This is a genomic window from Lentzea californiensis, from assembly GCF_024648825.1.
Taxonomy (GTDB): Bacteria; Actinomycetota; Actinomycetes; order Mycobacteriales; family Pseudonocardiaceae; genus Lentzea; species Lentzea californiensis.
Genome location: NZ_JANBBE010000011.1, coordinates 144,666 through 163,523 on the forward strand (window position 1 = coordinate 144,666; position 18,858 = coordinate 163,523).

Below are 18,858 nucleotides of genomic sequence, written 5' to 3' on the forward strand. Positions count from 1 at the left end.
CAGTGCTGGTAGGAGATCAAAGCTGTCGGCTTCTTGCCTGATCCTCTCGGAAGGGCTACTCGATGTGGAGGCTCTGGATCTTCGCCTCCGCGACGATGCGGTCCGCCTCGTCACGGGCGACGTTGCGCAGTTCGGCCAGGGCCCGCATCGCCTCGGCGCGGCGGGCCGACATGGCGAGCCGGAAGTCCTCGCGGATCCCGTCGCGCTTCTCGGCCGCCTCCTCGTCGAGCCGGCGGGCCCGTTGTTCGGCCTCGCCCACGATCATCAACGCCTTGAGCTGGGCATCCCTGATGACGTCACGGCGTTCTTCCTCGGCCAGGGCGACCATCCGGGCGAGCCGTTCGGGCAGGCCCTTCAGGTCGATCGGGGTCAGGCAGATGCGGTGCAGGCCGTCCTGCAGGGCTGCGTTCTCCTCCTGGACCGTGACCAGTCTTGCGGCCAGGGCCTCCGCGCGAGCTTCCGAGGCGTCGCGGTCGGCTGTGACCAGGCGAAGTTCGGCTTCCAGCTCGGCGACGTAGTCGTCCACCTCGTCGCGGTCGTAACCGCGCCATCGGAGCCCGAACCACGTGCGCAGCGGTACGAGCTCAGTCCTGCTGTCGACACTCACTGCCGTCTCCTCTGCCTCCCGCGAGTCAGTCTTGACAAGGGGTACGTACGGGGCGCGACATCGGTTCTAACGGGTTCACCAGGCACAATGTGGACGTGACCAACAAACTGTGCCCCTGCGGTACCGGTCAGTCCTATGTGGACTGTTGCGGTGCGCTGCACTCCGGGGCCCGCAAAGCGGCCACCGCCGAGCAGCTGATGCGTTCTCGCTACAGCGCTTTCGCCGTGTCCGATGAGGACTACCTGCTGCGCACGTGGGCCGCGAGGCACCGTCCCTCGAGCGCCGGGATCGACTCGACCGACCGCTGGCTGAAGCTCGAAATCCTGTCGACCGAGAACGGCGGTCTGCTCCAGGCCGAGGGTGTGGTGGAGTTCCGGGCGCACTACGTCGGCGGTGTCGTGCACGAGCGGAGCAGGTTCATCAGGGAGAACGGCCAGTGGGTGTACGCGGAGGGCCTGGAATGAGCACGGTGACGGTCGCGAGCAGGTTCAACGGGCCTCCCGGCATGGGCAACGGCGGGTACTCGGCCGGTCTGCTCGCCGCGCACGTCGACGCACGGGCCGTGAGCGTCCGGTTGCGCAAGCCGGTGCCGCTGGACCGGGAGATGCAGGTCAGCGACGGGCAACTGCTCGACGGTGACGTCGTGATCGCCTCGGCCGAGCCCGCGGCGCTCGACCTGAAGGTTCCCGCCGCGCCGACGCTCGACGAGTCGCTGAAGGCGTCCGCGAAGGTGCCGTGGCGTGACAACCACCCGTTCCCGACGTGCTTCGGCTGCGGTCCCGGCCGCGAGGACGGCATCGCCGCGCTGCTCGGCCCGCTCGACGGCCGCAGCGAGTGGGCCGGCGTGTGGACGCCGACGGACGTCCTGCCGAACGACGGGACCAACGTGCTCCCGGAGATCGTCTGGGCCGCGCTCGACTGTCCGTCCGCGCAGCCCGTCGCACCGGACGGTGGCCCTGCCTTCGTGCTCGGCACCTTCGTCGCGCAGGTGGAACGGCCGGTCGAACTGGGCGTGGACCACGTGCTCCTGGCGTGGGAGCTTGGAAGGGACGGGCGCAAGGCCTACTCGGCGTCCGCCATCATTGGACCTGACGGAGTGTGCGGACGAGCACGGGCTGTGTGGGTATCGATCGGATGAGATCAAATAACCCGACTGGGTGACGGAAGTGCGGCGCGTCTTGATAGCGTGCACGACCGTTGCCCGATTAAGCCGAAAGGGCGAGTGACCGGGATGGCACGGAGGTGATCAGGCGCTTGATGGGCCGACGTGCCGCCGCCCATGGCGACCAGCAACCACAGACCCAGCAGAGTTCTGGCCAGAGCAGTTTCGGAGTTCAGACCATCACGAGCACCGACCAGGACCTGGATCTGTATCCCGTCGAGCAGCCCCCGGCAGCGACACCGCAGCCGGAGCCGGTACCCCAGAGGACGCCGTTCGCGGCGAACTCCGTGGGGTCGACGCTCGTCGTCTCCGCTCCCGAGGGCCCGAGCCAGGGCGCCGCGGGTCTTGCCCGCGCGCTTCCGGCCGACAACGGCCGCACCGTCGTCGTGGTCGACTTCCCGGGCGGGGACCAAAGCACTTTCTGGCCGCACGTCGTGACGGCGCTGCACGGCCGCGGGCCCATCCGGCTCGCGGTCTCGCACGCCGGCACGATGCGGCCGACCGCTCCCGCGCAGTGGCTCGCCGAGCAGCTGCAGGCCGAGGTCGTGGCGCCGGACGGCGTGCTGACCACGGTGCCCGGTGCCGCGTTCGTCGTCGGCACGCAGGGCTACGGCAGCTGGGTGAAGTTCCAGCCGAACGCGTCCCCGATGCCGTACGGCCGCCGTTTCCCGGTGCCGCAGTGGGAGGCGATGGACCCGAACTCGCCGTGGCCGACGGGTGAGATCGGCATTTCCGAGCCGATCCCGAGCGGACTGTGGCTGCGCGCGCAGCAGCCGCCGTTCGACCCGGCCGCCCAGGACTCGCGGCCGATCGTGGCGCTGCCGTGCCGCGACAACGTGCTGACGGTCGTCGTCGGCGGGCCCGGCCAGTCGTCGATCCCGATCGACGAGGTGTGCCGCCTGCTCACGGCGCTGCCCCAGGCGGCCCGGTCACGCGTGCGGCTCGTGCCGTACGGCATCGACGCCGCCATCGGCAGCCTCGTCGCCGACCAGATCGGCGAGCCGATCGCGATGTTCACCGGCCTGCCGGTGGGCAACCTGCGCGGGGGCGGACCCGCGGTGATCGCGGTCGACCCGCGCGGGCAGCAGACGTGGCGCCCGTTCGTCACCGAGGTGCTGTGCGTGCCGGACGAGGCCGTGCCCGTGGTCTCCGGCTACCGGGCGCCCGTGCAGGGCCTGAACGAGGTCTCGCCCGGGGTGTTCGCGCTCGGCGACGGCGTGGTGCTCGAAGTCGTGCCCTCAGGCCTGTGGGTGCGCGAGCAGGATGAGCCGTACAACGCCGGCGAGGTGCGCACTCTGCCGTTGGACCCGGAGTGGGCTCGTCTGACCGTGGGCACGCCAGGGCGCACGACGCCCGGTGCGGTCGCGGTGCACGGCGCTGCTCTCGTGGAACGCCTGGAACCCGAGGTGCGCAAGCTCCTGCGCCTGGTGTTCTGCGACTCCAAGGTGATCGCACCGCCGCCTCCGGTCAGCAGCCCGGTAGCGGCTCTGAGCTCGGCGGCGCACACGCTGTCGACGCGGGAGCCCGCGGACAACGGCACCGGCTTCTTCACCGCCGTCACGCCGGTCGAACCCGAACAGGACAGACCCGCGTACGCGAGCATGGGCGCGGGTCCGGCGATCGCGACCGTGACGTCGCACGCACTGGCGGACGACCCGGACGAGGCCGCGTTCCCGTCGGACGACCCGGACCACACCCCGGTGCGGTTCCGCGTCGACGGTCCGCTCCCGCTGCAGCCGCTGGCCCAGTGGGAGGCCCCGCCGGAGGACAACGGCGACCGCGAGACGATCGCCCCGGACCACAGCAGCTCCGACGCCGAACGCGACACGGTCCGCCGTGCTCTCGGCGAGCGCTACGGCGTGCACGCGGCGACGGTCGTCCGCCTGCTCTCCCAGCGTCCGGACGCGGAGGAGGACCCGGCCGCGTTCGAGGCCATGGTCACCGACCTCACGGCGTTGCTGGCGTGCGTGTCGCAGGACGAGGAGATGGTCGTCGAGACGCTCCGCATGGGACGCCTGGGCCGTCTGCGCCCGTACGTCGCGTGCATCGTCTCGGGTCTGAACCGCCTGCCCGTGCACAACGGCATCGCGGCGGTGTGGGGCGTGAGCGGTCCCACGGGCCCGCGGCGCTACCGCCACGGCGAGGTCCTGGTGGAGCACGGCCTGCTGGACGCCGTCGCGAACCCGTCCCAGCGCGTCGACGGCGTCACCGAGTACCTGATCTGGTCGGTCACCGGCCGGGTGGTCGAGGTGACCGACCGCGTCGCCGTGGCCACCGAGGAACGCGTGGTCTTCCCGCCCGGCACGCCCTTCCGGGTGCTCGCGGTGGCCGAGGCCGAGGGTGACCACCCGCAGCAGGTGCTGCTGCAGGAGATCGCCGGACCGGCCGCGGACCAGGAGATCGCGGGGATGCGCCCGAGCGTGCTCTCCCAGCTGGAACGGGCGGCGGCGAACCTGCGCGTGCTGCCGGTCTCGCACCAGGTGACGGCCTGAACCTCGGCATCCGTTACGCGGAACCGCCGGTCGGCCCGCTGCGCCTCCACCCACCGGTGGACTGCGACGGCGAGCCGACCGGCGCGTTCGGCGACCGGCACACGCTGAACGTCTGGTCCACAGTGGACTCCGGGGCGCCGGTGCTCCTCTGGGTCCACGGCGGCGCGAACACCGTCGGCTCGTCGGCACAACCCGAGTACGCGGGTGACGTCATCGCCTCGCACGGGATCGTGTTCGTCAGCTGCGACTACCGGCTCGCCGTTGACGGATATGGCGTCCTGGAAGGGGTTCCGCACAACCGCGGCCTGCTCGACGTCGTGTCCGCGTTGCGGTGGATCCAGCGCAACATCGCGCGCTACGGCGGAGATCCGGCGAACGTCACCGTGGCCGGTCAGTCGTCCGGTGCGCAGACCGTTGCGAGCCTGATGGTCATGCCGTCCGCCGCCGGCCTGTTCCACCGGGCGATCGCGCACAGCCTCGCCGGGCGGTTCTTCACGCCGCTCGAAGCCGTCGAGGTGCAGCGGCGCGCAGACCCGCAAGTCGTGCTGTACCAACCGGTCGTCGACGGCGACACGCTGCCGCGCAGTCCGTTGGAAGGCCCGTACGACGTGGACCTGATGGTCTGCCACACGGCCGATGAGGACGCGGAACTGTTCCAGCGCCCGACGATGCGGCTGGCGGACGAACACGGGCGCGCGTTCCGGTCGATCTACGCCCGGACGCCGGCGCACCACGGTGCGGACGTGCCGGACATGTTCCGCGGTGACATCGCGGCGGCCTGGGCGAGGTTCGCCCGGACGGGTGACCCCGGCTGGCCCCAGCACGAACTGAAACGCTGGGTCTAACTTTCGGTGGTGAGGCCGAGCGAGCCGTCCAGCCGCGGCACGCACGCCCCGTCGCGCTTGTCCGAGGCCAGGAACTCGGTGAGGCACCGCCCGATCTGCTCGTGACCACGCGCGTTGGGGTGGAACGACTCCTGCAACGCGTGCGATGCGCGCCTCTGGTCCTTCAGACCGTCGAAGTCGACCGTCAGCCGGGTGAACCACTCGGTCTCCGGCTCGTCCCCGCCCACGCACGCCTCGTGGCCCTCGCCGGCCCGGGCCAGGTCGAGAAAGCGCGCGTTGACCTTGCCCGCGGCGGCGCGCAGGCCGTTCGACAGCTCCGGCACGGCCTCCTCGACGACCCATTCCAGGTCGGCGGTGCGCAGCGGGCAACCGGACAGGTTCTGCAGCGACTGGGGCATCTTCGGTGACACGGGTGCCGCGTACGACTGCACGACCAGCTGGTAGGAGGAGTCGAGGTAGCCGGAGTCGCGCATGGTCTGGCGGATGGCCTTCAGCGTGTTCTCGACCTTCGGGACCATCCGCCGCACGCGCTTGGTCCACTCCGGTGCCACGGACGACGTGCAGTCGCTGCGCTTGCCCCACGCCTCGAAGCACTTGTTGAGGATCTCGGAGAAACGCGGGTCGTCGTTCGCGCCCACGGCCACGACGATGGCGACGACCTGGTTCGAGCCGGCGATCGTGCGCAGCCGGGGCAGCTGCTCGTTGCGCAGCTTGTCGGAGTTCGCGCCCGAGCACGCCAGGTTGATCTTCTGGTCGGCCTCGAACGAGGTCTTCACGAGCTCGGCCACGCGCGAGCGGTGGCACCAGTTGCCGCCGTCCTCGCCGTCGGTGCCCGCCTCGTAGGAGCCGGCGCCCTCGCCGGACATCGTGCTGTCGCCCAGCGCGACGACCGCTGTCCTGGTCTCCCTGTCCGCGTCGGAGGGCGGCGGGAACACGTGGTCGCTCACGACCAGCACCATCGTGAGCAGGCCGGTCACCGCGAAGAAGAGCACTTTGCGCATCGTGCGCCAGTTTACGTGGGTGGCCGAATGCGAGGGGGATATGTCGTTGCCGCCTCAGGCGGGGATGAGGAAAGTGGAGGTGTGGGGAATCTGAGGGAGATAGTCGTGGTCGGCTACGACCACACCGCGTTGCTGGACCTGGCGGGGCCGATAGAGGTGTTCCAGGCGGCGAACTACGGCGAGCAGCGCTACCAGGTCACCGTCGCCACGCTCGGGGGAGGACCGTTCACCGCCACCGCGGGCGTGCGCGTCGAGGCGGGCGCCGATCTGCTCACGCTGGACCGTCCGATCGACACGCTGCTCGTCGTCGGCGGCTGGGGGTACGGCGAGGCCGCGTCCGACGCGGTGCTCACGACGAACCTGCGGCGGCTGGCGTTGCGGTCCCGTCGCGTCGCGGGGGTCTGCACGGGCGCCGTGGTGCTGGCCGGGGCCGGGCTGCTGAAGGGCAAGAGGGCGACGACGCACTGGGCGTTCACCGGTGAGCTGGAGAGCCGCGGCGTCGAGGTGGAGCCGGACGCGATCTTCGTGTGCGACGGCCAGGTGGCCACGTCGGCAGGGGTGACGGCGGGCATCGACCTGGCGCTGGCCATGGTCGAGCAGGACCACGGGCCCGCAATGGCCCGCAGGATCGCGCAGTACCTGGTCGTCTTCCTGCAACGCTCGGGCGGCCAATCGCAGTTCAGCGTGCACACCCGTGCCAAGCCGGTGTCGGACGGCTCGCTGCGCGCGTTGCTCGACGACATCCACGCCGATCCGACGCGGGAGTGGACGGTGCCGGTCATGGCCCGCAAGGCCATGATGAGCGTGCGGCACTTCGCCAGGGTCTTCTCCCGCAGCGTGGGCGTCTCGCCCGCGCAGTACGTCGAACGAGCCCGCGTCGAGGCCGCCGCCGACCGGCTGGCCAGCAGCGGTGACTCGCTCGACCTCGTCGCCCGCCAGTCGGGGTTCGGCTCGTCCGAGACCCTGCGACGGGCCTTCCTGCGCGTGCTCGGCGTGTCGCCGGGCAGCTACCGCGCCCGTTTCCGGACCACTGGGGTTGCCTGATGGAAGCCACTTTCGTGCTCTACCCGAACATGACGGCGCTCGACTTCGTCGGCCCGTTCGAGGTGCTGGCCAGCGTGCCGGTGGTCTCCGCGCGGTTCGTCGCCGCGACGCTCGACCCCGTGAAGTCCGACAACGGGCTGGTCGTGACGCCGACCGACACGTTCGACTCGCTGAAGTCGACCGACATCGTGGTGGTGCCGGGCTCCGGGCACTGGAAGGCACTGCTGAAGGACTCCGGCGGCGTCGTCGAGTGGCTGCGGGAGGTGCACCCGACGACGAAGTGGACGACGTCGGTGTGCACCGGGTCGACGCTGCTCGCCGAGGCCGGGCTGGTCTCGAGGGCCACGACGCACTGGGCCGCGCGGGAGGACCTGGAGGTGCGGGGCGTCGAGGTGAGCACCGACCGGGTCGTGTTCGACGGCAAGGTCGTCAGCGGCGCCGGCGTGTCGGCGGGCATCGACATGGCGTTGCGGCTGGTCGAGGCCGAGTTCGGCGAGGTGGTCGCGCAGGCCGTGCAGGTCGGCATCGAGTACGACCCGCAGCCGCCGCGCGCCTACGACTCGATCCCGCCCGAGATCGCCCAGGGCCTCAAGGCCGCGTTCGAATCAAGTCAGGCCTGACTGGACGGCGAACACCACGAGCTGGGCGCGATCGCGTGCGCCCAGCTTCACCATCGCCCGCGACACGTGCGTGCGCACCGTCGCGGGCGAGATCACCAGCACCGCGGCGATCTCGTCGTTGGACGCGCCGGACGCCACGTGCCGCATGATCTCCCGCTCGCGTTCGGTCAGCCTGTCGAGGTGCGGCACGGGCCGCGCCGACGCCCCGGACGCGAACCGGTCGATCACCCGGCGCGTGACGGACGGCGAGAGCAGCGAACCGCCGTCGGCGACCACGTGCACCGCGCGCAGGAGGTCCGCCGGGTCGGAGTCCTTCACCAGGAACCCGGACGCGCCCGTGCGCAGCGCCTCGAACACGTACTCGTCGAGGTCGAACGTCGTGAGCATGATGATCCTGACCTCGGCGCACGCCGGGTCGGCGCTGATGCGGCGCAACACCTCCAGGCCGTCCATCAGCGGCATGCGGATGTCGAGGAACACCACGTCCGGCTTCGTCGCCTGGATCAGCGCCAGTGCCTCCTGCCCGTCGGCGGCCTCTCCGGCGAGCTGGACGCCGTCCTCGGTCTCGATCAACGTCCGCAGCCCCATCCGGACCAGCGGCTGGTCGTCGGCCACCACCACGCGAATCATGCGGGCAACGGTATCCGGGCGATCACCGAGAAGCCCTGCGCCGCGTCGGCTTCGAGCGTGCCGCCGAGCGCTTCGGCCCGCGAGCGCATGCCCGTGATGCCGTGGCCCTCGGTGAACGCGGCCGGCGTGCCGGTGTCGGTCACGTGGACGACCAGCTCGTCGCGCACGGTGTAGACCCTGACGGACGCGGTGACACCGGGGGAGGAGTGGCGCAGCACGTTGGTCAGCGACTCCTGCACGATCCGGTACACGGCCAGCTGGTAGGTGTCCGGCAGCTCGATCCCGGCGACCTCGACCGACACCTCCAGCCCTGCCTCGCGCATGCGTGCCGCGAGTGCCGGGACGTCGTCGAGCGTGATCACCGGTGCCAGCGGGGCCGAGCCGCGCAGGGTGTCCAGTTCGGACCGCAGGCCGTCCAGCGCCTCCTTGGACGTGTCGCGGATGGCTTCGAGTGACGCGCGCGCCTTCGCGGGATCCTTGTCCAGCACGTAGAGCGCGACGCCGGCCTGCATGGCGATCACCGACAGGCCGTGGCCGACGACGTCGTGGACCTCCTGGGCGAGCCGCAGCCGTTCGGAGATCGCGGTGCGCTCGCGAACGTCCACAGCGGACCGGCGGCGCAGCTTCATCAGCACACCCGCCGCACCGGGCAGCAGGATCCAGCCGGCCGACCAGGTGACCCACGACGTCAGCGAGTCGTTCCACCACGGCAGGATCGCCAGCGCGTACAGCAGGGCACTGGCGGCGGCGAGTTCGATGCGCGCGTACAGGGCCACCGCGTAGATCGCGGCGACACCGCTCACCAGGATCGGGCCGAACGGGTAGCCCAGCGCCAGGTAGACCACGATCGACGCGATTGTGACCGGCACCGTCCACATCGGACGCACGGTGCGGAACAGCAGGCCGCACGCCGCCACGACGATGAGCACGTACGCGAGGGCGTCGAGGGGTTCGCCGCCTTGGAGACGCGCGGCGAACCGCGTGCCCGCGAGGCCGAAGAACAGCAGCGCCGCCGTGAGCGCGCCGTCCTGCCATGTGATCCGCATGCCGCCGACCATACGACCGGGGACGTACGCAGATGTGCGTATCTTCATGACGCTCCGGAGCGGACGACCCAGGTCGTGCGCGGGACCACAGTCGAGCCCATGATCGTGACGACGGAGAAGCTGACGAAGCGCTACGGCGACCGCGCCGTGGTGGACGAGGTCAGTCTGTCCGTGCGGCGGGGCGAGGTCTACGGGTTCCTCGGTCCCAACGGCGCGGGCAAGACGACCACGATCCGCATGCTGCTCGGGCTCGTGAGGCCGACCAGCGGATCCGCCAGGGTCCTCGGCGAGAAGCCGGGCACCCCCAGGGCGTTGCTCAAGGTCGGGTCGCTGATCGAGGGCCCCGGCTTCTTCCCCTACCTGTCCGGCCGCGACAACCTGCGCGTGCACGCCGCCCGCCGGGGCGTGGACAGGACGCACGTCGAGGCCGCGCTGGAACAGGTCGACCTGGTGGGCGCCGCCGCCGAGAAGTTCCGCCGGTACTCGCTCGGCATGAAGCAACGGCTCGGCGTCGCCGCGGCCCTGCTCGGCCGGCCGGAACTGCTGATCCTCGACGAGCCGACCAACGGCCTCGACCCGGCGGGCATGGCCGACATGCGCGACCTGGTGCGGGCGCTGGCCGCGCAGGGCCAGACGGTGCTGCTGTCGAGCCACCTGCTCGGCGAGGTCGAGGAGATCTGCGACCGGGTTGGCGTGATCTCGAACGGCAAGCTCGTCGCCGAGAGCACGGTCGACCAGTTGCGCGGCGAGACGGTTCTGCTGGTCAAGGCAGACCCGCTCGAGAAGGCGCACGTGCTGATCGAGGGCAGCTCGGTGCACGGCGACGTGCTGCATGTGCGAGAGACGGACGCAGGGGCGTTGGTGCGCACGCTGGTGCACGCCGACGTGGACGTGCAGGAGGTCCGGCCGCTGCGCCGGACGCTGGAAGAGGTCTTCTTCGAGATGACGGGAGCGGCGTGATGGGCAGCGTGAAGGCGGAGCTGCTGAGGCTGTGGAAGTGGCCGGCGACCTGGGTGCTGATCGGCGTCTGGCTGGTGATGACGCTGACGTTCGGCTACTTGTTCAACTACCTCGCCCTGAACGGCGGCACCAACACCCGTTCGATGTCCCAGCAGCAACTGATCAGCGCGATGCAGCCGGAGAACGTCGGCGCGGCCGTCGTGCGCGGCCTGCCCATGTTCGGCGGTGCGATCGTCCTCGTGCTGGCGGCGCTGGCCGTCGGCAGCGGATATGGCTGGGGCACCTGGAAGACGACCCTGACGGCCGGCCCGCGCCGGGTTTCGGCGATGGCCGGCACGCTCGGGGCGCTGGGGATCGTCGTGGTGCTGCTGGTGGCCCTCACGTTCGTCGTGAACCTCAGCGCGGCGGTGACCGTGGCGTCACTGGAGGGCTGGGACTGGAGCCTGCCTGGCCTCGGCGTCTTCAAGGCTCTGGGCGCGTCACTGCTGATCGCCGCCATGTGGACGGGGTTCGGCGTGTTCCTCGGCGTCGTCACCAAGGGTCCCGCGCTGGCCGTCGGCCTCGGCCTGATGTGGGCGATCGTGACCGAGAACCTGTTGCGGGGCGTGGGGTCCCTGCTCGGGCCGGTCGAGTCGCTGACCGAGGTCCTGCCCGGCGGATCGGCCGGCAACCTCGCCGGCGCCGTCGGTGGATCCAGTGCCCCCGGCGTGCTGACGAACCTGAGCGGCACCACCGCGGCGTTGTTCCTCGCCGGGTACGTCGTGTTCTTCGTCGGCGCGGCGACGCTTCTGAAGGTGCGCCGCGACCTCGTATAGGGCCACGGCGGCCCACGTCAGGCCCAGCACGACCGCGACTCCGATGGGGTAGTCGCGGTCGTGCAGGCCGGGGTTCACCGGCCCGCTGTGCTCGCGCCAGAGCAGCGGCACCGCGAGGAGCGTGACGACACCGGACACGGTCAGGCCGATGCCGATGGACGGCCGTTTCACCACGAGCCCGGCGGCGCCGACGAGCGGGGCGATCAGGAAGTCGTGCAGGACCACGCCGCCGCCGAGCCAGAGCAGGAGCTCGACGGTGATCTGGGGCAGGAGCAGCCAGGCACCCCAGGCCCCCAGCCCCGCACCGATGACGCCGAGGACGACTCTCACAGGACCTCCAGCGACGTGACCCACTTCGTCTGCAGCACGCCCGGCCGGTTCGGCGCGATCAGCCGGCACGGGAACCCGTGGTCCAGGCTGAGCTCCTCGCCGTTGAGCCTCAGTGCCAGCAGCGTGAGCGGATCCTCGGCGAACTCCGACGGCAGTGTGGTCGCCCGGTACAGCCCGTCCTCCTCGAGCGACTCGACCCGCACATCGCCTCCGCTCACGAGCTCGGAGACGCGGACACCGGTCCAGGTCGCGTTCTGGCTCCAGCCCTCGACGCACGCGATCGGCAGGTCGACGGTGGTCTGCGGCATCGCCCGCAGTTCGGCCAGCGAGTAGCTCTTCGCGCCCGCCTTCAGCCGCCAGTCCCGCGGCACCACCACGTTCGCGGCCTGTGCCGTTCGGTTCACCGGCAGGTCGCCGTCGGATCGCCACGCCAGCACGGAGATCTTGCGCAGCCACGGCACAGTGACACCGGCCGTCGCCACTACGGCGACACCGGTCGTGAGCGCGGTGGTGCGCAGGAACGCCCTGCGGGACAGGATGGTCCGCTCTTCGGACACCGGTTCGAGGGTGCGGCGGATCAGCGGGATCTTGACGGCGACGTGGACCAGCAGGGCGCCGATCACGATCCACGCCACCGCGTAGTGGACGGTGGGGAAGTAGAACGACCACGGGTAGTTCTGCGCCGCGTTGAACAAGCCGGTGACCAGTTCGAAGAACGACGCCGCGATCAGCACGAAGATCGAGCCGCGCTCCAGGGCGTGCGGCACGGACTTCACCAGCGGCCGTTCGAACAGCTTCGGGTAGACGCTCCACAACTTGGCCAGCAGCAACGGGATCGAGGCGACGCCGGAGATCACGTGCACACCCTGGGTGACGCGGTAGAGGTCGACCGGACGGGTCGGCCACACCCAGTCGTGCTGCACGCCGTGGCTGATCAGGCCGGTGACGAAGCACAGCCCGAACGTGATGCCGAGCCACGTGCCGACCCGGCTCGTCACGCCCGTGTGGTGGGCGGGCGCTTTGAAGACGGGCGCTTTGAAGACGGGGAGTTTCACAGCCGCTCCCAGCACGCGAACCAGCGCCCGGCGCGTTCGGTCTGCCACAGCAGGAAGAGGCCGTCGGCGGTCAGGGACTCCGCGTCGCTCCAGGCCCACGGGAACCACTGGCCGCGGGTGTCCTCGGTGCGCACCCGGGCCTGGCCGGTCGTCAGGCCCGCACCCGGCGGCTCGACCTCGACGACGACGGTTCCGCTGGGCCGCAGCAGGTTCCGGACGCGGCGCAGGAGGGCGGCCGGGTCCCCGCCGATGCCGATGTTGCCGTCGGCCAGCAGGACGTGCTGCCAGTGACCCTCGCCCGGCAGCAGGTCGAACACGTCGCGGCGGATCGCGATGCCGCCGCGTTCGGTGGTGCGCCGGATCGCCTCCGGGGACACGTCGACGCCGAGCGCCCGGACCCGGCGGCCCAGCAGTGCGGCGACGAGACGGCCGGGGCCGCAGCCGACGTCGAGGGTGGGGCCGGTGCAGGCGTCGAGGAGGACGGAGTCGCCGCCGTCCGCGTCGGCGTGCCAGCGGGCGACGCTCAGTTCGCGCGAGGGGGTGCCGGGGAGGTCGAGCCAGCCGGGATGACCCTTCAGGGCCTGGTCGAACATCATCGGGCCACCGCCGCCGCCTGGGCCAGTTCCGCCGCGAACCGGCTGCCCGGCACCTGCAGGGCCACCGCGCGGGCGTCCGCCATGGTGTCCACATCGGACAGCACCGGCAGCGTCCGCACCTCCAGTCCGTGCAACGCCTCCAGCGTCAGCGCTCCCGTGTCCGCACGCGACATCGGCACATCCCGCAGCACCGCGGCCCGCAGCGGGTCCCGCAACCCGAGCGCCCACCAGCCGCCGTCCTCCGCGAACCCGAGCGCCGCCTCCCCGAAGTCGGCGCACGACTCCAGCAGCGACGGCGTGACCTGCGGGGTGTCCATTCCGATCTGCAGGACCGGCATCCGGAACCGCGCGATGTCGGCGTGCGCGTGCACGAGCCGCTCGGCGAACGAGGCACCGCGCTGCGGGATCACCACGCACTCGGCCAGAGCGTCGCGGACGTCCTCCCGCCGCACCACCCCGGCCAGCGCCACCACGGGCACGGCGCCGGAGGTGTCCAGCGCCGCCGAGATCGTGTCCAGCAACGAGGCCGCCGCCACGTCCGCCGCCTCCCCGGCCGACAGCGGCGGGCACAGCCGCGTCTTCACCTGGCCCGGCACCGGCGACTTCGCCATGATCAGCAGGCAGAACCTCATCGCAGCACCCCCGCCATGTCCCGTGCCGCCCGCAGCGTGCCGCGCACCGAGCCCGACACCTTCGACCGGGTGCCGGCCGCCCGGGGCCCGTAGGAAACGTCGACCTCGCGCACCCGCCAGCCCGCCTCCGCCGCGCGCACCAGCAGTTCCAGCGGATAGCCGAAGGCGCGATCCTGGACGTCCAGTGCCAGCAACGCCTCCCGCCGGCACACGCGCAGCGGTGCGATGTCGTGCACGTCCAAACCCCTGCGCCGCAACAGGGACGCGATCACGGCGTTACCGGCTCGTGCGTGCCACGGCCACACGCCCGCCTGTACGGGCCTTCGCCGGCCGACCACGAGGTCGGCATCGGCCAGGAGCGACGCCATCGCGGGCAGTTCGGCCAGGTCCAGTGACCCGTCCGCGTCGGCGAACGCCACCAGCTCCGAGGTGGCCGCGAGCAGACCGGTGTGCACGGCGGCGCCATAACCGCGCTTCGACTCGTGCACGACCAGGGCGCCGCACGCGGCGGCCACCTCGGGTGAGCCGTCGGACGACCCGTTGTCCACGACGATCGCGCGGTGTCCGGGAGGCAGGGAGGCGAGGACCGCGGGCAGTGCGGCGGCCTCGTCCAGGCAGGGCAACACGACATCCATGTGTCCAGCCTGGAGCATCGGAAAGTGTTGTGGTGCTTACGGAATTGTGACGCCTGGAAGAGTTCTTACGATTGTCTTGCGAGGCCCGCGAGCACCCGGCCGACCCCCTAGGTTGGGCGCGGTGCGTCTAGTCATCGCAGGGCTGCTCGTCGCTGCCGCCATCATCACCGGGGTCGTCGTCAACGTCAACGATCCCGGCATCCTGTTCGCCGCCGCGGCACCGCTCTTCGGCGACTGGCAGCCGCACCTGGGCCCCGGCACGCCCGTGGCGGTCCTGATCGCGTTCCTCGTGGTGGCCAAAGGTCCCGAGCTCACCGAGCACAGGTTCGCACTGCCGATCGCCTACGCGGCCTCGGTGGCGTTCACCTTCTCGCTGGCGATGGTCGACGGCTGGAACCGGTTCGTCACCAGGCTGACGACGGACGACGAGTACCTGCACGAGGTTCCCGGCGTCACCGACGTCCCGGCGATGCTGCGCGGGTTCGCCGCGCGCATCCCGGACTTCCAGCCCGACTCGTGGACCACGCACGTCTCCGGTCATCCACCAGGCGCTCTGCTGACGTTCGTCGCGCTCGACCGCATCGGCCTCGGCGGGGGAGCGGCGGCCTCGATCTTCTGCGTGCTCGTCGGATCGCTTGCCGTGGTGGCGATTCCCAAGGCCATCGGCACCAACGCGGTGCTGCCGTTCCTCGTCCTGTTCCCCGGCGCGGTGTGGGTCGGGGCGTCCGCGGACGGCATGTTCATGGGCGTGGCCGCCGTCGGCGTCTACCTGCTCACCCGGTGGCCGTTGCTGGGCGGCGTCGTGCTCGGCTGGTGCCTGTTCCTGTCCTACGGGCTGGTGTTGCTGGCCCCGCTCGCGATCGTCGCGGCCGGCCGGAAGATCGGCTGGGCCGTCGCGGGTGCGCTCGCGGTCGTGGCGGCGTTCGCGCTCAGCGGGTTCTGGTGGCTCGACGGCTACGAGCTCGTGAAACTCCGCTACTACCAGGGCATCGGCGACACCAGGCCGTACTGGTACTGGGCCTGGGCGAACCTCGCGGCACTCGCGCTGGTGATCGGCCCGGCCGGGATCAAGGGACTGCGCCGGGACAAGTGGGTCGTCGCGGCCGGCATCGCGATCCTGGCGGCGGACCTGTCCGGCCTGAGCAAGGCCGAGACCGAGCGGATCTGGCTGCCGTTCGCGGTCTGGCTGCTCGCCGGCACGGCGAAGCTGGACAGGCGGTGGCTCACCGCCCAGGTCGTCACGGCCCTGGCGGTGAACCACCTGGTGCTCACGAACTGGTGACCGGCTCCCGCTGCGAGGCGAAGGCGAACTCCCGCACGCCCTCCTCGAACCCGACCCGCGCCTCGAAACCCAGCACGTCCAACGCCTTCGCGGGTGACGCCACGACGTGCCGGACGTCGCCCGCCCGCGCCCCGCCCACGATCTCCGGGGTCGGTCCGTCGCACGCGCCGGCCAGCGCGAACGCGAGGTCACCGATCGTGCGCGGGGTGCCGGAGCAGACGTTCACGGCCTCGAAGCCAGGGCGCGGGGAGGCCAGCGCCAGCGCGTTGGCCCTGGCCACGTCGGTGACGTGCACGAAGTCGCGCCGCTGCCGCCCGTCCTCCATCACCCGCGGGGCGACGCCGTTCTGCAGCGCGGATCGGAAGATCGACGCGACCCCGGCGTACGGGGTGTCGCGCGGCATCCGCGGGCCGTAGACGTTGTGGTAGCGCAAGGCCCACACGCTGCCGCCGGTCTGCCGGGCCCACGCCAGCGCGAGGTGCTCCTGCGCCAGCTTGGTCGCCGCGTAGGTGCTGCGCGGCTCCAGCGGGGCGTCCTCGGGCACCAGTTCGGACACCACGAAGTCACCGCAGAAGCAGCGCGGCTCGTACATACCGGCGGCCACGTCCTCGGCAGTCCGTTCAGCTCTCACGATCCCGTGCGAGAGGCACCGGTAGCGCCCCTCGCCGTAGACGACCATCGACGAGGCCAGCACCAGCCGCGACACCCCGGCCCGGTGCATCTCGGCCAGCAGCACCGCCGTGCCCAGGTCGTTGTGGCGCGCGTAGGAAGGCGCGTCGAACGGATCCACGCCGTGCCCGACCATCGCCGCCTGGTGGCACACGGCGTCCACTGTGGACAGCAACGGCCCCAGTACGGCGGCGTCGGTCACGTCACCGACGACCAGTTCGTGCTCCAGCGAAGGAACGGTGCCGTGAGCTTGGGGCAGCAACGCGTCGAGCACCACGCATTCATGGCCTTGGGCGGTCAGCTCGTCCGCGACGTGCGACCCGATGAACCCGGCCCCGCCAGTGATCAGTACTCGCATGGACCGACCGTAGGACCGGATCGCCGGACGGCCCCATCACGTCATGACTTCGTAAGAGCCGGCAGCTCCACCACGAACCGCGCACCACGCGGGAAGCGGTCCTCGACCCACACGCGGCCGTGGTGGCGCTGCACGTGCTCACGAACCAGTGCGAGCCCGAGCCCGCTGCCGGAGTCGTCGCCCCGGCTGCCGGGCCTGCCCCGCGCGAACCGCTCGAAGATCTGCTCCCGCAACGCTTCCGGCACACCCGGCCCGTCGTCCTCGACCTCGACGCGTGCCCTGTCGCCCGTCCTGCTCACCGCCACGAAGATCGCGCCGCCCGCATGGCGTTCGGCGTTCTCCACGAGATTGGCCAGCACCCGGTCCAGCCGCCGCCGGTCGCCGAGCACCCGCACCGGGCCCGCCTCGACCGGCACCGCGTTCCAGCGGGTCGCGATCACGTTGCGCACCAATGCGCTCAGGTCGAGCTCCTCCGGCTCGTAGTCGTCGGTCTGGTCGGCGCGCGAGATCTCCAGCAGGTCCACGACCATCCGCGCGAACCTGTCGACCTCCGACGTCAGCAGCTCCAGCGCGGTCCCGGCGGTGCCCGGCAGGTGCTCCCCACGCCGGCGCAGCACCGCGCCCGCGTTCACCATCGTCGTCAGCGGCGACCGCAGCTCGTGCGAGACGTCCGAGGCGAACCGCGCGTCCCGCAGCGCCCTCTGCTCCAGCGCGTGCGCCGTCGAGTTGAACTTCGCCGCCAGCGCCGCGAGGTCGGGGTCGTCCTGGTCGGGCAGCCGGGCGTGCAGGTCACCGCCGGCGATCCGGCCCGCCGCGGAGTTCAGCTCCGCCAGCGGTCTCAGCGCCCGTTTCGACGCCCACGAACCCAGTGCCGCCCCGAGCAGCGCCGAGGCGATCGTGCCGGCGACCAGCACCGCGCTCAGGAACGCGAACGTCCGGTTCAGGTGCTGCAACCCGAACAGCTCGACGTAGACCGCGTCGCCCGCCACCGGCCGCGCGACGGCGAGCATCGGCAGGCCGTCCACGGTGATCCGCTGCGTGCCCGGCGGGTGCTCCACCAGTCCGGCCGGCAGCTGGGACGGCTCGACCACGCGGCCCGCCCGCACCAGGCCGTCGTGCCTCAGCACCAGGATCGAGGAGTCGGGCCCGGTCGTGAGGCCGGTCAGCAGTTCGCCGAGACCGGGCGAGGCCAGCGACCTCTCGACCAGCCGCACGTTGACCTCGGCCTGCCGCGTCGCGCTCGCCTCCCGCTGCCGCAGCATGTAGCCGGAGGCGAGGTTCCAGGTGGCGAACGCCAGCACGCTCGTGACGACCAGAAGGCCGAAGCCGAACGAGAGGGTGACCCGGCAGCGCAGCGTCAGTTTCACGAGCGGATCCGATAGCCGCTGCCGCGCACGGTGAGAAGCAGCTCCGGATCGTCCGGGTTCGCCTCGATCTTGCGGCGGAGGCGCCTTATGTGCACATCGAGCAACCTGGTGTCGCCGAAGTAGTCGTATCCCCAGACCTTTTGCAGCAGCTGTTCCCTGGTGACGATTCGGCCGCCCGCACCAGCGAGTTCCAGCAACAGCCGGAATTCCGTCCTGGTGAGATGAACGCGTTCACCCGCCCGGTGCACCAGCCCTTCCTGCGGACGGATTTCCAGTGCCCCTATCCGAACGAATTCGCGGCCCGGACCGCGCCGGCGCAACAACGCGCGGACGCGTGCGGCGAGAACGCTCGCCATCAACGGTTTCGTGACGTAGTCGTCCGCTCCCGCCTCCAGCCCGGCGATCACGTCACGGGCGTCGGTGCGCGCCGTCACCACGATGATCGGCAGGTCACCGCGTGTGCGGATGGTCCGCACGACCTCCAGGCCATCGACGCCCGGCAGCGTGAGGTCGACCAGCACCACGTCGAACGATTCGGTCTCCAAACGGTGTAACGCCTCTTCGCCCGAACCCGTCTCGTCCACTGAGAAACCCTCATCGGACAAGGCGAGGCCCAAGGCCTGCTGGATTCGCTCGTCGTCTTCGACCAGCAGGACCCTTACGCACACAACGACTCCACTGTGTGAGAGCCGCGGCGACGGCGTCTCACACA

Annotated in this window: 20 protein-coding genes; 9 read left to right on the forward strand and 11 right to left on the reverse strand. The window is 71.1% G+C overall.

Annotated features, from left to right (window positions below):
* Window positions 1-55: 55 nt before the first annotated feature.
* Entirely contained in the window at window positions 56-607 is a 552-nt protein-coding gene (locus tag LX88_RS32595; RefSeq protein WP_258951620.1) for a DivIVA domain-containing protein, read from the reverse strand.
* Between the two features lie 95 nt (window positions 608-702).
* Between LX88_RS32595 and LX88_RS32600 the strand changes: the two genes are divergently transcribed.
* The 4 genes from LX88_RS32600 (at window position 703) to LX88_RS32615 (ending at window position 5,106) form a co-directional block, all read left to right on the forward strand.
* On the forward strand, window positions 703-1,071 hold the full coding sequence (locus LX88_RS32600; protein ID WP_090065252.1) for a YchJ family protein: 369 nt from the start codon (window positions 703-705) through the stop codon (window positions 1,069-1,071).
* The gene (locus tag LX88_RS32605; RefSeq protein ID WP_258951621.1) at window positions 1,068-1,745 is read left to right on the forward strand and encodes a hypothetical protein; all 678 of its coding nucleotides are present in this window, start codon (window positions 1,068-1,070) and stop codon (window positions 1,743-1,745) included. The genes LX88_RS32600 and LX88_RS32605 overlap by 4 nt, the downstream gene beginning before the upstream one ends.
* A 119-nt stretch (window positions 1,746-1,864) precedes the next feature.
* Window positions 1,865-4,261 carry a hypothetical protein gene (locus LX88_RS32610; RefSeq protein ID WP_258951622.1) on the forward strand — a complete coding sequence of 799 codons (2,397 nt, stop codon included), beginning with the start codon at window positions 1,865-1,867 and terminating at the stop codon, window positions 4,259-4,261.
* Between the two features lie 56 nt (window positions 4,262-4,317).
* Complete coding sequence (locus tag LX88_RS32615) at window positions 4,318-5,106, forward strand: carboxylesterase family protein (protein ID WP_258951623.1); 789 nt, start codon at window positions 4,318-4,320, stop codon at window positions 5,104-5,106.
* Here the strand turns inward: LX88_RS32615 and LX88_RS32620 are convergent.
* Window positions 5,103-6,107, reverse strand: a complete 1,005-nt coding sequence (locus tag LX88_RS32620; RefSeq protein WP_258951624.1) for a GDSL-type esterase/lipase family protein — start codon at window positions 6,105-6,107, stop codon at window positions 5,103-5,105. The genes LX88_RS32615 and LX88_RS32620 overlap by 4 nt on opposite strands.
* An 81-nt stretch (window positions 6,108-6,188) precedes the next feature.
* Between LX88_RS32620 and LX88_RS32625 the strand changes: the two genes are divergently transcribed.
* Both LX88_RS32625 and LX88_RS32630 read left to right on the forward strand, forming a co-directional pair.
* Window positions 6,189-7,151 (forward strand): GlxA family transcriptional regulator, encoded by a 963-nt coding sequence (locus tag LX88_RS32625; RefSeq protein WP_258951625.1) that lies wholly within the window; start codon window positions 6,189-6,191, stop codon window positions 7,149-7,151.
* Window positions 7,151-7,771, forward strand: a complete 621-nt coding sequence (locus tag LX88_RS32630) for a DJ-1/PfpI family protein (protein WP_258951626.1) — start codon at window positions 7,151-7,153, stop codon at window positions 7,769-7,771. Before LX88_RS32625 ends, LX88_RS32630 begins: the two co-directional genes overlap by 1 nt.
* Here LX88_RS32630 and LX88_RS32635 read toward each other — a convergent pair.
* Window positions 7,757-8,401: a response regulator gene (locus LX88_RS32635; protein WP_258951627.1), complete on the reverse strand. Its 645-nt coding sequence runs from the start codon at window positions 8,399-8,401 to the stop codon at window positions 7,757-7,759. The two genes, LX88_RS32630 and LX88_RS32635, sit on opposite strands and share 15 nt — an antisense overlap.
* Window positions 8,398-9,447 carry a sensor histidine kinase gene (locus LX88_RS32640; RefSeq protein ID WP_258951628.1) on the reverse strand — a complete coding sequence of 350 codons (1,050 nt, stop codon included), beginning with the start codon at window positions 9,445-9,447 and terminating at the stop codon, window positions 8,398-8,400. The genes LX88_RS32635 and LX88_RS32640 overlap by 4 nt, the downstream gene beginning before the upstream one ends.
* 99 nt (window positions 9,448-9,546) lie before the next feature.
* On the opposite strand from LX88_RS32640, the gene LX88_RS32645 reads away from it, so the two are divergent.
* Both LX88_RS32645 and LX88_RS32650 read left to right on the forward strand, forming a co-directional pair.
* Window positions 9,547-10,407, forward strand: a complete 861-nt coding sequence (locus LX88_RS32645; protein ID WP_258951629.1) for an ABC transporter ATP-binding protein — start codon at window positions 9,547-9,549, stop codon at window positions 10,405-10,407.
* A complete protein-coding gene (locus LX88_RS32650; protein ID WP_258951630.1) occupies window positions 10,407-11,222 on the forward strand; it encodes a hypothetical protein in 816 nt (271 codons plus the stop codon). The genes LX88_RS32645 and LX88_RS32650 overlap by 1 nt, the downstream gene beginning before the upstream one ends.
* Before the next feature lie 326 nt (window positions 11,223-11,548).
* On the opposite strand, the gene LX88_RS32655 is transcribed toward LX88_RS32650, so the two are convergent.
* Genes LX88_RS32655 through LX88_RS32670 form a run of 4 tightly spaced genes read right to left on the reverse strand, consistent with a single transcriptional unit; the run spans window position 11,549 to window position 14,470 of the window.
* Complete coding sequence (locus tag LX88_RS32655; RefSeq protein ID WP_258951631.1) at window positions 11,549-12,607, reverse strand: molybdopterin-dependent oxidoreductase; 1,059 nt, start codon at window positions 12,605-12,607, stop codon at window positions 11,549-11,551.
* On the reverse strand, window positions 12,604-13,203 hold the full coding sequence (locus LX88_RS32660) for a methyltransferase domain-containing protein (RefSeq protein ID WP_258951632.1): 600 nt from the start codon (window positions 13,201-13,203) through the stop codon (window positions 12,604-12,606). Before LX88_RS32660 ends, LX88_RS32655 begins: the two co-directional genes overlap by 4 nt.
* Window positions 13,200-13,835 carry a TIGR04282 family arsenosugar biosynthesis glycosyltransferase gene (locus LX88_RS32665; RefSeq protein WP_258951633.1) on the reverse strand — a complete coding sequence of 212 codons (636 nt, stop codon included), beginning with the start codon at window positions 13,833-13,835 and terminating at the stop codon, window positions 13,200-13,202. Before LX88_RS32665 ends, LX88_RS32660 begins: the two co-directional genes overlap by 4 nt.
* Window positions 13,832-14,470 carry a glycosyltransferase family 2 protein gene (locus LX88_RS32670; protein ID WP_258951634.1) on the reverse strand — a complete coding sequence of 213 codons (639 nt, stop codon included), beginning with the start codon at window positions 14,468-14,470 and terminating at the stop codon, window positions 13,832-13,834. Before LX88_RS32670 ends, LX88_RS32665 begins: the two co-directional genes overlap by 4 nt.
* A gap of 121 nt (window positions 14,471-14,591) precedes the next feature.
* On the opposite strand from LX88_RS32670, the gene LX88_RS32675 reads away from it, so the two are divergent.
* A complete protein-coding gene (locus LX88_RS32675) occupies window positions 14,592-15,752 on the forward strand; it encodes a hypothetical protein (protein ID WP_258951635.1) in 1,161 nt (386 codons plus the stop codon).
* Here LX88_RS32675 and LX88_RS32680 read toward each other — a convergent pair.
* From LX88_RS32680 to LX88_RS32690, 3 genes are read right to left on the reverse strand one after another with little or no spacing between them, the layout of a single operon-like run.
* Entirely contained in the window at window positions 15,739-16,779 is a 1,041-nt protein-coding gene (locus LX88_RS32680; protein WP_258951636.1) for an NAD-dependent epimerase/dehydratase family protein, read from the reverse strand. The genes LX88_RS32675 and LX88_RS32680 overlap by 14 nt on opposite strands.
* A 41-nt stretch (window positions 16,780-16,820) precedes the next feature.
* Window positions 16,821-18,146 (reverse strand): sensor histidine kinase, encoded by a 1,326-nt coding sequence (locus LX88_RS32685; protein WP_258951637.1) that lies wholly within the window; start codon window positions 18,144-18,146, stop codon window positions 16,821-16,823.
* Entirely contained in the window at window positions 18,143-18,814 is a 672-nt protein-coding gene (locus tag LX88_RS32690) for a response regulator transcription factor (protein WP_258951638.1), read from the reverse strand. Before LX88_RS32690 ends, LX88_RS32685 begins: the two co-directional genes overlap by 4 nt.
* Window positions 18,815-18,858: the final 44 nt, after the last annotated feature.

Bases quoted from the DNA above. Each gene is read 5' to 3' on its own strand.
- LX88_RS32605 (WP_258951621.1), top strand. From the start codon at position 1,068: ATGAGCACGGTGACGGTCGCGAGCAGGTTCAACGGGCCTCCCGGCATG.
- LX88_RS32610 (WP_258951622.1), top strand. From the start codon at position 1,865: ATGGGCCGACGTGCCGCCGCCCATGGCGACCAGCAACCACAGACCCAG.
- LX88_RS32620 (WP_258951624.1), bottom strand. From the start codon at position 6,107: ATGCGCAAAGTGCTCTTCTTCGCGGTGACCGGCCTGCTCACGATGGTG.
- LX88_RS32630 (WP_258951626.1), top strand. From the start codon at position 7,151: ATGGAAGCCACTTTCGTGCTCTACCCGAACATGACGGCGCTCGACTTC.
- LX88_RS32635 (WP_258951627.1), bottom strand. From the start codon at position 8,401: ATGATTCGCGTGGTGGTGGCCGACGACCAGCCGCTGGTCCGGATGGGG.
- LX88_RS32640 (WP_258951628.1), bottom strand. From the start codon at position 9,447: ATGCGGATCACATGGCAGGACGGCGCGCTCACGGCGGCGCTGCTGTTC.
- LX88_RS32645 (WP_258951629.1), top strand. From the start codon at position 9,547: ATGATCGTGACGACGGAGAAGCTGACGAAGCGCTACGGCGACCGCGCC.
- LX88_RS32650 (WP_258951630.1), top strand. From the start codon at position 10,407: ATGGGCAGCGTGAAGGCGGAGCTGCTGAGGCTGTGGAAGTGGCCGGCG.
- LX88_RS32660 (WP_258951632.1), bottom strand. From the start codon at position 13,203: ATGATGTTCGACCAGGCCCTGAAGGGTCATCCCGGCTGGCTCGACCTC.
- LX88_RS32665 (WP_258951633.1), bottom strand. From the start codon at position 13,835: ATGAGGTTCTGCCTGCTGATCATGGCGAAGTCGCCGGTGCCGGGCCAG.
- LX88_RS32670 (WP_258951634.1), bottom strand. From the start codon at position 14,470: ATGGATGTCGTGTTGCCCTGCCTGGACGAGGCCGCCGCACTGCCCGCG.
- LX88_RS32680 (WP_258951636.1), bottom strand. From the start codon at position 16,779: ATGCGAGTACTGATCACTGGCGGGGCCGGGTTCATCGGGTCGCACGTC.